The sequence below is a fragment of the Paraprevotella clara YIT 11840 genome (assembly GCF_000233955.1).
Classification (GTDB): Bacteria; Bacteroidota; Bacteroidia; order Bacteroidales; family Bacteroidaceae; genus Paraprevotella; species Paraprevotella clara.
In genome coordinates this window covers 1-10,104 of sequence record NZ_JH376613.1, presented here as the reverse complement: position 1 = coordinate 10,104, position 10,104 = coordinate 1, and the positions used below count along the sequence as shown (strand labels likewise).

Sequence of the window (10,104 nt, the reverse complement as noted above, 5' to 3'; positions counted from 1 at the left end):
ATATTCCGGTCAAGACGGGATATCCTCTTTTTTTTGTTTTTGTCCCTTGGTAAGGGAGTGATTAAAAAATGAATTCCTTGCAAGCCAGATGTCCACAAAATATAAACAGTGAGAAATGAAACAGAAATGGAAGAAAGCAACATCTTACTAAAAAATAATTTTAAGATTACTTGCAGATAAACAACATATTGAATATCCTTGTAAATATGATTAAAGAGATAAATGTATTTTTATTCCGTTGTATGAGGAAACTGGGAATGCAGTCCTTATACTATCGGTTGCTCTATCCCTTTTATCACTCTCCTTCCGCCAGGACAGAGAGAGAATATATAGAAAGGGCATGTGACCGTTTGTATACACTTCATCCGGATGTGGGCCAATCCTCTTTGTCTCAAAATAAATTGGAACGACCGTTTCAATACGATTTACAGATTATTGTACCGGCTTATAATGTAGAATCATATATAGCAGAATGTATAGATTCCATATTGGCGCAGCGTACATCCTTCCGCATTCTCGTTACAGTAGTGAATGACGGCTCTACCGATCAAACCTTTTCCGTCTTGCAACGCTATGCAGACTGTCCGGAGATATGCATAATCCAGCAAGAGAATAAAGGATTCTCGGGAGCAAGGAACGCAGCTTTGAAACATATTCGTGCATCTTATATTATGTTCGTGGATGCGGATGATAAACTGCCAGAAGGTGCCGTTGAATCTTTGATGTGTTCGGCACTGTGTACGGATGCAGATATCGTGGAAGGCGGGTATAGCCGCTTTATGGGAGAACGTACGACTTTTACTTTCCGGCATTCGGAGAGTTTTACCCGGGATTGGAGCATATTGTATGGATTCCCGGTGGGGAAAGTCTATAAGTCTTGGTTGTTTGAGGACGTGGTTTTTCCATTGGGCTATTGGTTTGAGGATACAATTTGTATTTATCTCCTCTATCCGCGTTGCAAGGCTGTAGCTACCATAAAGGATGTTGTCTATTTGTATCGGCAGAACGAACAAGGTATCACTTTTACTTCTCGGGGGAATATCAAGACGTTGGACGCTCTATGGGTGACCCGCCGTTTGTTGGCCGACAGCAAGCGGATGGGAATTCCTGCTACACAGGCTTTGTATGACATGTTGTTGTTGGATTTAAGCGTGAACCTGACCCGTTTTGTGACTTTGGATGATATGGTTCATCAGGATGCTTTTATGGTCAGTGCGGCATTGTTGCAGGAATATTTTCCCCGTTATCGTACGGAGAACATTCGCCTGCGTCCTTTGGAACAGGCTTTTCTCCATTACGATTACGGGGCTTACAGGCTTTATGGCAAATGCTATCTCGGAGTGTGAAATAGTTGCATGCCATCCTTGGCTCTATGGACACATGACCTTCCGGCCTTCGATGATGTAGATGCCTTTTTTCATCTCTTTTACAGGGCGTCCGGACAAATCATATACTGATTTCATGGTCCTATTCCCGTGGTGACGGATCGGTTCAACAGACGAACCGCCTTCTCCGGTGGAGAAATCGGTCACCCTGTTGCTCATCGTGTTCAACGCTCTGACATCCGTTGTTTCCAATGCCCGATTGTATAGAATAAGGTCGTCCATCCTCACGTCTACGGAACCCCAGAAAGAACCGTAGCCCAAATAGAAATTAGGGCAGGACTGGATGAAATCCATGACCTTATTATAATCGAAGTCCTTTGCGTCCGTAATATCGGAGCCATTACAGTACCCGACATATTCAACGTCACGTATCTTGCTTCCGTTGACATATATGCAACAGCCTTCTGTACGTGAAACAGTGAGCGTGACCAGGCTCCATTTACCGATAGGAATTCGCTCGGAGATAATACTACCAGGATGGTTGATGTCGAACCAGTCTTTGCCATTGTTAAAGCCTACGTACGAATTGCCTGTAAGGTACAACCGGGTGTTGGCCGCAGGATTATAGAAAGACCATATTGCATCCCACGGAATGTCGTCGGTACGTTTCACCCATAAAGATACGGTCATACCTTCCAAACGCTCATTCCTTAGCGGATTGGGCATTTGTGTGTAGCTGCAATAGCCGCTTGCACCGAAATACTGGTGCAGGATGTTGCCGTTACGCAGGCTGTCCTTTTCTAACGACGGTTTGTTGTTGCCGCCTTGCGACAAGCGTCTTGCCGTTTGTGTGTAGTCGTAGGCATTGACAAAAGGCTCCTGGTCGAAATCATAATATGCTTTTATGCCGCCAAGCCAGTCGCCGTCGGGCAGGGATTCCTTACGGGCCGTGACGTGGAACGTGTCGGTCCAGAAGTAGGCACCGCAGGACAGTTCGCAGGATAATTGCACGGGAACATCTTCCGTCAGGCCGGCCGGGTTGTATCGTCCGGTATGGGAAACCACGTCCGGAGTGTCGGACTCCCATTTGGCGTTGACATTGATTTCCTTCTCCAGTCCATACAAGTCTATGTTGCGCGAGATGTATTGATTGTTCTTGACCGGAATGGCAGTCGTATTGAGTGTATAAGCCAAGGCATATTCGTCCTTCATCCGATATCCCCATACATTTGTTCCGTTGTCGCCACATGCAGTGAAACAGATGGCTTTGATGGTGGTCGGTTCCATTTGTTGCTCCGTCATGACTCCTTCGTAAACTGTACCGTTCAGGTTCAAGGTGATGTATGAATTGCCGTCATATATCTTCCAAGTTCCGCTGTATGCCCCTTCTACCTTCCCGTCTTCACGGAGCAGGATTTCTGTGGGGGCGGCCTCTTCGTAGGCGGCATGGTTTTGCCCGTAGGGATGGGTGAGGACGTGATAACGGCCTGCTATCTCTTTAGAATCGAACCGTTGGGAAGAGGCAATCTGACGGTCGCCTGTCGTTTCTCCGTGGAACTCGAACGGAGCGGCTACGGGCCAGCCGGAACGGTTCAGGAACAGTTGGTGCACACGAACCTGATGTCCCGCCGTCCCGTCATTGAATTTGGTATGGTAAACCAAGTAAATGAGTCCGTCCTCTGCGGCAAGCACGGAATTATGTCCTTGTGCACGTTCGCCGACATTCATAAATCCCCAATGGTTGTAGGCTCCCAATAGCTTTTCACCGCGATTGTCTGCATTGGGACCGTAATTAAGTTTCCAACTTGTGAAGATGGCATCGGTCCCGTTCATGTCCTTGTACGGGCCGTCCGGACGAGACGAACGGAATACGCGCATCTCGTATCCGCCGTTAGGTTCAAGCCCGCCATAGCTCATGAACAAGTAATAGTGGTCGCCGATATGTTCGATATAGGAACCTTCGCCCGATGCATAACGACCGCCTGCGATTTTCTTTCCGAAGTACGGGTCGGATGTCACGTTGGCCCCTTTCGTATCGAAGTTCCCCGTATAAGTGACGTTGTAGTCCCGCAGACCGGTATTCGGATCTAATTGCAGGATATAGATGCCACCCGACCAGGAGCCGTACGACATCCATAACGTCCCGTCTTCATCGTAGAACACGCAAGGGTCTATGGCGTGCGGCCAATAATCTCCCCATTTTTCTTGTTTATACCGTGCGGGGAGGCTCGATTGCTTCCCGACGACTAATTCCAAGTCGGTTTTGTGGAAAGAAATGCGCTCGTCCGTGTCGTTGCGGAATCCGCTGAATATTACAGGACCTTGATAGACGTAAGGCCCTTCTATGCGGTCGGCCGTGAGCAGGATGATACAAGAATTCCATTGCGGACCGTTCAAGCTGAGGTATTGGCACCACTTTCCTGACACGGGATTGTAAATAATGTCCGGAGCCCACATGTTGCCGTCTACGGTCCATGGTATTTCTTCTCCATTGGTACCGGTACCGGGAAGGGCGCAGTTCCAAGCTGCGGCATCGAAATTACCGAAATCCACCGTTTCGCCGTGAATGGTGATTTTCCGCGTTTGGTGAGTATGGAAAGCGTCCGCCGGAGCTACGTTGGACGTGATTGTCCCGTCCGTATCCACCGTGCCCCAAGGAAAGGACACCCCGGTCCAGTTTTGCAAATCACGGGTTTTGGCAGTAGCCATGTGTGAACCGAAGACGTAATACAGCCTGCTCCCCTCATCATAAACGATAGAAGGGTCGTGCACACTGGTGCGTTGCATGCTTATTGTGGAATATTTGCTTTTCGCATCCTCCGTAGTCATGGGAATCCGGAGAGTTTCCTCTTGTCCGTGCGAAGGCAAGGAATGGGATAGCGTAACTGTGAGCACCAGGCTTTTCAATAGGGAATAGAATACTTTTTTCATGACTTTAATCAGGTTAATGGTTTTAAAGCACAAAACGCAACTAACTTTCCTGAAGTTAATTGCGTTTGTATTGAGTTGCGGAGGCCCGACTCGAACGAACGACCTCCAGGTTATGAGCCTGGCGAGCTACCAACTGCTCCACTCCGCGATGTGTTTCTTGATTTCGAGTGCAAAGATAGCGCATTTCCCCCGAACAGCCAAACAAATTGCGGATTATTTTCGTGAAAATGCGAATGTGACCGTCTCGTTGCCGGTGGAGCGTTCCGTGTCCTTTGTCTTGCAGCGGTGGCAGGCCGTCATTGGTCCTGTACAGGGATATAGTCTATTTGGCTTTCTTCGTCGGTGGCCTCCAGTTTGAAGATGACCGGCCGGAGACCGTCGTTACAACTACAGATGGCTATGCCCGGTTTGCTTATCCAATCTCCGTAGTAGAACGGTTCTTTCGTTGCGCCGTGGGCCAACGCAAATACATATTGGTAAATCGCTTTCCAAGCCTCGTCGCAAAATCCGTCGGGTTTGGCATAGTCTGCATAAAACACCTGTCCTTCGCGGAGCATCGGGCAGGGCCGTAGTCCTACCGCGCCGTATTCCTTGACCAAGTCCTCGTTGAACATTTTGCGGAGGACCGTAATTTTCACTTTCTTCATCCTGTCCTGTTTTTATTGTTTCTGCAGTCGGTGGGAAAGCCCAATCTGCCGTCTGCAAAATTACGGAAAAAGCCGGTATGGCGGCAATAATTTCCATGTTAATTTGAGCCGGGCTTACCCGTTTCGGGTAAAAAGGGCAGGCTTTTTTGCAGGACAGAAACGAAAATTAAGGGGGAAATATTGCCTGCTTGCCGGATTTCGCTTACATTTGTAACAGTTATGACTGTTTCGAAGACAAGGACACGATTGGTGGATGTGGCGCGCGGGCTGTTTGCCAAGCAAGGGCTGGAGAATACGACGATGAACGATATTGCCGTAGCCTCGGGCAAAGGACGCCGTACGCTTTACACCTATTTCAAGAATAAGGAAGACATTTATTTTGCCGTGATAGAAACGGAGTTGGAGCATCTTTCGGCCCAGTTGTCGGAAGTGGCCAACAAAAGGATGGACTTGGAGGAAAAACTGGTGGAAATCATTTATGTCCATTTGCATTCCATTAAAGAGGTCGTGTTGCGCAACGGTAATTTGCGTGCCGAATTCTTCCGTAATATCTGGATGGTGGAGAAGGTGAGGAAACATTTCGACCAAAAAGAAACGGAGTTTTTCATCGGGGTGTTGAAAGAAGGAGTCGCTTCGGGTGAGTTTTCCATAGAGAATGTGGCATTGGTGGCCGACGTGATGCACTATTGTGTGAAAGGGTTGGAGGTGCCTTACATCTACGGCCGCTTGGGAGAGGGATTGAACAAGGCGGAAACGCGCCGTATGGTGAAGACATTGATACACCGCGCATTGCGGGGTGAACGTTGACAGATAATATATTTAACCATTAAATAATAAAAAAGATTATGGGATTATTGACAGGAAAGACGGCTTTGGTGACGGGTGCCGCCCGCGGCATCGGTAAGGCCATTGCCCTGAAGTTTGCCGCCGAAGGCGCGAACGTGGCTTTTACGGATTTGGTAATTGATGAAAACGGGCAGGCTACCGAGGCAGAAATCGCCGCTTTCGGCGTGAAGGCCAAAGGCTACGCTTCCAATGCGGCTGATTTTGCACAGACGGAAGAAGTGGTGAAGCAGGTGAAAGAGGATTTCGGCTCGATAGATATTCTGGTAAACAATGCCGGTATCACTAAAGACGGCTTGATGTTGCGTATGACGGAGGCGCAGTGGGACGCAGTGATTGCCGTCAATCTGAAGTCGGCTTTCAACTTCATCCACGCTTGTACACCTATTATGATGCGCCAAAAGGGCGGTTCCATCATCAACATGGCTTCCGTGGTGGGTGTACACGGCAATGCCGGACAGTGTAACTATTCGGCTTCCAAGGCCGGTATGATAGCTTTGGCCAAGTCCATAGCCCAGGAGATGGGAGCCAAAGGTATCCGTGCCAACGCCATAGCACCGGGCTTTATCGAAACGGCCATGACGGCAGCATTGTCGGACGACGTGCGTGCGGAATGGTGCAAGAAGATACCTTTGCGTCGTGGCGGTACGCCGGAAGACGTGGCTAACGTGGCGCTTTTCTTGGCTTCCGACCTGTCTTCTTACGTGTCGGGACAGGTTATCCAGATTGACGGTGGCATGAACATGTAATCCGTATGGACGTAGTCTACGAAGACAACCACCTCATCATCGTCAACAAAAGCAGTTCGGAGATTGTACAGGGCGACAAGACCGGCGACAAGCCTTTGGCGGAGATGGTGAAGGAATATATCAAACAGAAGTACCACAAGCCGGGGAACGTGTTCCTCGGCGTGGTGCATCGTTTGGACCGCCCCGTGAGCGGACTGGTGGTCTTTGCCCGTACCAGTAAGGCTTTGGCCCGGCTCAACGAAATGTTCCGTACGAAAGAAGTGCACAAGACGTATTGGGCCATTGTGGGGAATTGTCCGCCCACGGAAGAAGGGGAATTGGTGCATTGGCTGGTGCGCAACGAAAAGCAGAACAAGTCGTATGCTTATGACAAGGAAAAGTCCGAGGCAAAGAAAGCCATCCTCGATTATAGGCTTATCGGCCGTTCGGAACGTTATTTCCTTTTGGAAGTAGACCTCAAAACCGGCCGTCACCATCAAATCCGTTGCCAGTTGGCCAAGATGGGTTGCCCGATTAAGGGAGACCTGAAGTACGGCTCGCCGCGCAGCAACCCCGACGGGAGCATTTGCCTGCATGCCCGCCGTGTGCGTTTCGTCCACCCCGTATCCAAGCAAGAGATAGACGTGGAGGCACCCGTGCCCGAGGGCAATTTGTGGCATAGCTTCCAAAATGACAAATAGTCATTTTCTGGCTGACGAGAATGGCGTATTTGCAAGCCGGGACGGGAGCGGTCGCAAATAATGGATTCTCGTGTATCGGGAATCTGACGGAATGCTGCCTTTTGGTTTGGAAGCTTTCTTTTCGATAGAGGATGTGCCATGTCTTTCCGCATGGCTTTTTTTATGTGTATTTCCGTGGGGCGTTTCCGCTGTCGTTTTGTTTTTCTTTTTTGAGGCCGTCGGGCTTTCATCTACGTGAAAAAACAGGGTTTTCGGCATCTCTTCTCCACGGTAAGAAGTCGTTTTTCCGTCTTTTGGTACGGGTTGCCCGCAAGTTCTGCGGACATTGGAAAATCGCTTTCAGCCGAATGATTTTTCGTTGTGCTGAAAGCGAATCGCGGAAATGCCGCATGGAAGCAAAAAACGTTCTTGATGTATGCTTTTTTGTTAACGTTTGGCTTCCCGTTGCAGGAAGAATCCGTTTTTTGCAGCGGTGGAGAATGAGGTGGGCGCTGTCTTTTTGTCGGCGTCTTATTTCTTTTTCTGACGTTTTGTTCGCTGTTGTCGGCCGGTGTGCTTTGCCGCAATGTCAAGGTCTTCGGTATTTGTGCCGGATTCAGGCGGCATGCTTTGAAAATGCTGCGACGTGCATTGAAAGATAGAAATTTTTTATTCGTTTGCTTGATATATTCGTATTAATTCCTTAATATTGCATTTGATTTGAAAACTTTAAAAATATATGATTATGAGAAAAACATGGATTGCAATTGTTGCGACAGTGGTTCTTGGAGTGACAATTTATGGTGGTTATCACGCTTATGGTGCGTATGAACAAAGTAAACAACTGGAAAGTGATTTGTTTCTTGCAAATGTAGAAGCGTTGTCGCAGAATGAGACATCTCCTTCCGATACGGGGCCGGGCGATACTTTTAAATGTGAAAAATGTGGCGTAACAGTTAAGATTTGCGAGAGCAAGAATTTTCATCCATGTTCACCTAATTTATGTGGTTGTTATAAGTGATTTCATCAGTATTTGCTGATAAGAATAGAGTAATACGTAACTTGTACTATTGCACAAATTAGTAGTCTGCGTTTGCCCTAAAAGATATGCATTTTTTATGTGTTCATTTTTTAGGGCAATTAAATGTTTGCTATTCCAACTTTAAAAGTAAGAGGTATGAAATATATCCATTATTATATATTTTTTTTGTTCTTCTTTATTGCGTGCAAGGAGAACAAAACTGATATTATCCCTTGTGTTCCACAGACAAAAGTTGATGTGCCTTTGGAAGAAGTGTCTGGGATAAGTTCTTCGTTTATTGACACCGTTCTGTTCGTAAAACTACAAGAACCACAAAATACATTTAGGAATCTTAATAAGCTCAAGATATACGGTGACACTATATACATACTTGATGAAAGGCTATCTAAACTGATGTCGTTCGACAAGGAGGGGAATTTTATCACGCAGTATGGTGAGCGTGGGCGGTCGAGTTCGGAATATGTGAGGGTAAATTCTTTTGATGTGGACAAGCATTATGTTTATCTATATGATGATGCCAGTGAGAAGATGATTTCATTTACCCATGGTGGCGAATTCGTCCAAAAGGTGGAAACTCCTTTTTGGGGAGAGGATTTTAAAGCTTTGGAAAATGGTTCATTTTTGTTTTCGTTAAAGCCCGGAAAGTCAAATGTGAAACTTTGCGTGACAGATTCTCATTTTAACATCAAAAAGGTGTTTTCTTACTTTGACGAGAAAGACCAAGACAATTATTCCGGCTATTCCCTTTTTCAAAAAGTGGGTGACAACATTTATTATACGGATGATATGTCTGATACAACCCATGTGTTTACGCCAAAAGGTGAGTTGGTACATTCTTATCTCTTTAACTTCGGCAAATATGCGCCTCCTTTGGAGGCACGTTATGATGCAGAACAACTGATTGAAGATAAGCATGTCTTTATGTACACCTGCCCATTAATATATGAATCTAAGTTGGTTATGTTTTTGGAGAATCGGCATCTTAGGACTGTTCTATATTATGACATGAAAGAGCGTATTGGTGGGAACAAGGATATAGACAAAGGATTGTCTCCTACGGATATCATTATTCCATTGTGTATGGCCGATGGGTATGTTGTAGGGTATTTGGAAGACTACTGTCTTGACAGGTTTGAGGACAAGACAACATTGCCTGCAGATGTTGTACAGCATTTGGAGAATGGTTATCGCGTTGTGGCATTTTATAGATTGAAACGGTAATTTTAATTCGTATGTGGAATTTTAAGTTCGCTTTAGCATTGCTATTATTGTGCAGTATAGTCTCTTCTTGTAATAGAGATAAGGACGTTTATGCCAATATCATGCAGATGAAATCGAAGCCTGTAACTTTATCGTGTGATTCCATGCGTCTTATTTCCTATAAGAATAGGGTAGATACTTTTCCAAAACAATTTTATTGGGTTGTATATTCAGATTCTGTAGATTGTTCTTCTTGTAGGTTGACAAACTTAGTGCATTGGAATGATTTTATCTATGAAATAAAAGAAAGTACCAATAGTGTTGGTTTCAGGTTTATTTTCTCGCCCTCAAAAAAGGATATTGGATCTTTTATGTGCGCTGCAGGAAATTTAAAATTTTCGACTCAGGTTTATTTGGATAGTGCAAATATATTTGAACACCAAAATCAGCATATACCAAGTGATGTGCTATTTCATACATTTTTGCTTGATGAGAATATGAATGTTGTTTTGGTCGGTGATCCTATAAGGAACAAAGAGATAAACAAAATCTTTTGGGACATTCTTAAGGGTAAAGAACGATAAGACCTTGTTTTAACAGAGGTTAGCTTGCTTTCTGGTTCGCACTCATGTCGCATGAATTAGTAAACATGAATTAGTAGAAATGAAAAAAGTTGGTTTTTGTTGTGCTTGCAACATTGTGGTTGTT

The 10,104-nt window shown here is 46.0% G+C and carries 9 protein-coding genes and 1 tRNA gene; 7 read left to right on the top strand and 3 right to left on the bottom strand.

The window, feature by feature from the left end:
- The first annotated feature begins 401 nt into the window (after positions 1 to 401).
- Positions 402 to 1,346, top strand: coding sequence for a glycosyltransferase family 2 protein (locus HMPREF9441_RS11630; protein WP_244949748.1), 945 nt, complete (start codon positions 402 to 404; stop codon positions 1,344 to 1,346).
- Between the two features lie 24 nt (positions 1,347 to 1,370).
- Here the strand turns inward: HMPREF9441_RS11630 and HMPREF9441_RS11625 are convergent, their stop codons facing one another.
- From HMPREF9441_RS11625 to HMPREF9441_RS11615, 3 genes are all read right to left on the bottom strand, one after another.
- Complete coding sequence (locus tag HMPREF9441_RS11625) at positions 1,371 to 4,256, bottom strand: family 43 glycosylhydrolase (RefSeq protein ID WP_008621358.1); 2,886 nt, start codon at positions 4,254 to 4,256, stop codon at positions 1,371 to 1,373.
- A gap of 75 nt (positions 4,257 to 4,331) precedes the next feature.
- A tRNA-Met gene (locus HMPREF9441_RS11620) sits at positions 4,332 to 4,404 on the bottom strand.
- A gap of 148 nt (positions 4,405 to 4,552) precedes the next feature.
- On the bottom strand, positions 4,553 to 4,903 hold the full coding sequence (locus HMPREF9441_RS11615) for a TIGR04076 family protein (RefSeq protein WP_008621356.1): 351 nt from the start codon (positions 4,901 to 4,903) through the stop codon (positions 4,553 to 4,555).
- Between the two features lie 219 nt (positions 4,904 to 5,122).
- On the opposite strand from HMPREF9441_RS11615, the gene HMPREF9441_RS11610 reads away from it, so the two are divergent.
- The 6 genes from HMPREF9441_RS11610 (at position 5,123) to HMPREF9441_RS11590 (ending at position 9,980) form a co-directional block, all read left to right on the top strand.
- Positions 5,123 to 5,710 (top strand): TetR/AcrR family transcriptional regulator, encoded by a 588-nt coding sequence (locus HMPREF9441_RS11610; RefSeq protein WP_008621345.1) that lies wholly within the window; start codon positions 5,123 to 5,125, stop codon positions 5,708 to 5,710.
- Between the two features lie 38 nt (positions 5,711 to 5,748).
- Entirely contained in the window at positions 5,749 to 6,495 is a 747-nt protein-coding gene (gene fabG / locus HMPREF9441_RS11605; RefSeq protein ID WP_008621344.1) for a 3-oxoacyl-[acyl-carrier-protein] reductase, read from the top strand.
- 5 nt (positions 6,496 to 6,500) lie between these two features.
- Complete coding sequence (locus tag HMPREF9441_RS11600) at positions 6,501 to 7,175, top strand: RluA family pseudouridine synthase (RefSeq protein ID WP_008621343.1); 675 nt, start codon at positions 6,501 to 6,503, stop codon at positions 7,173 to 7,175.
- Between the two features lie 724 nt (positions 7,176 to 7,899).
- Entirely contained in the window at positions 7,900 to 8,175 is a 276-nt protein-coding gene (locus tag HMPREF9441_RS17905) for a YfgM family protein (RefSeq protein ID WP_157244576.1), read from the top strand.
- 156 nt (positions 8,176 to 8,331) lie between these two features.
- Positions 8,332 to 9,417: a 6-bladed beta-propeller gene (locus tag HMPREF9441_RS11595; RefSeq protein ID WP_244949747.1), complete on the top strand. Its 1,086-nt coding sequence runs from the start codon at positions 8,332 to 8,334 to the stop codon at positions 9,415 to 9,417.
- A 107-nt stretch (positions 9,418 to 9,524) separates the two neighbouring features.
- On the top strand, positions 9,525 to 9,980 hold the full coding sequence (locus HMPREF9441_RS11590) for a hypothetical protein (protein WP_244949746.1): 456 nt from the start codon (positions 9,525 to 9,527) through the stop codon (positions 9,978 to 9,980).
- Positions 9,981 to 10,104 lie beyond the last annotated feature (124 nt).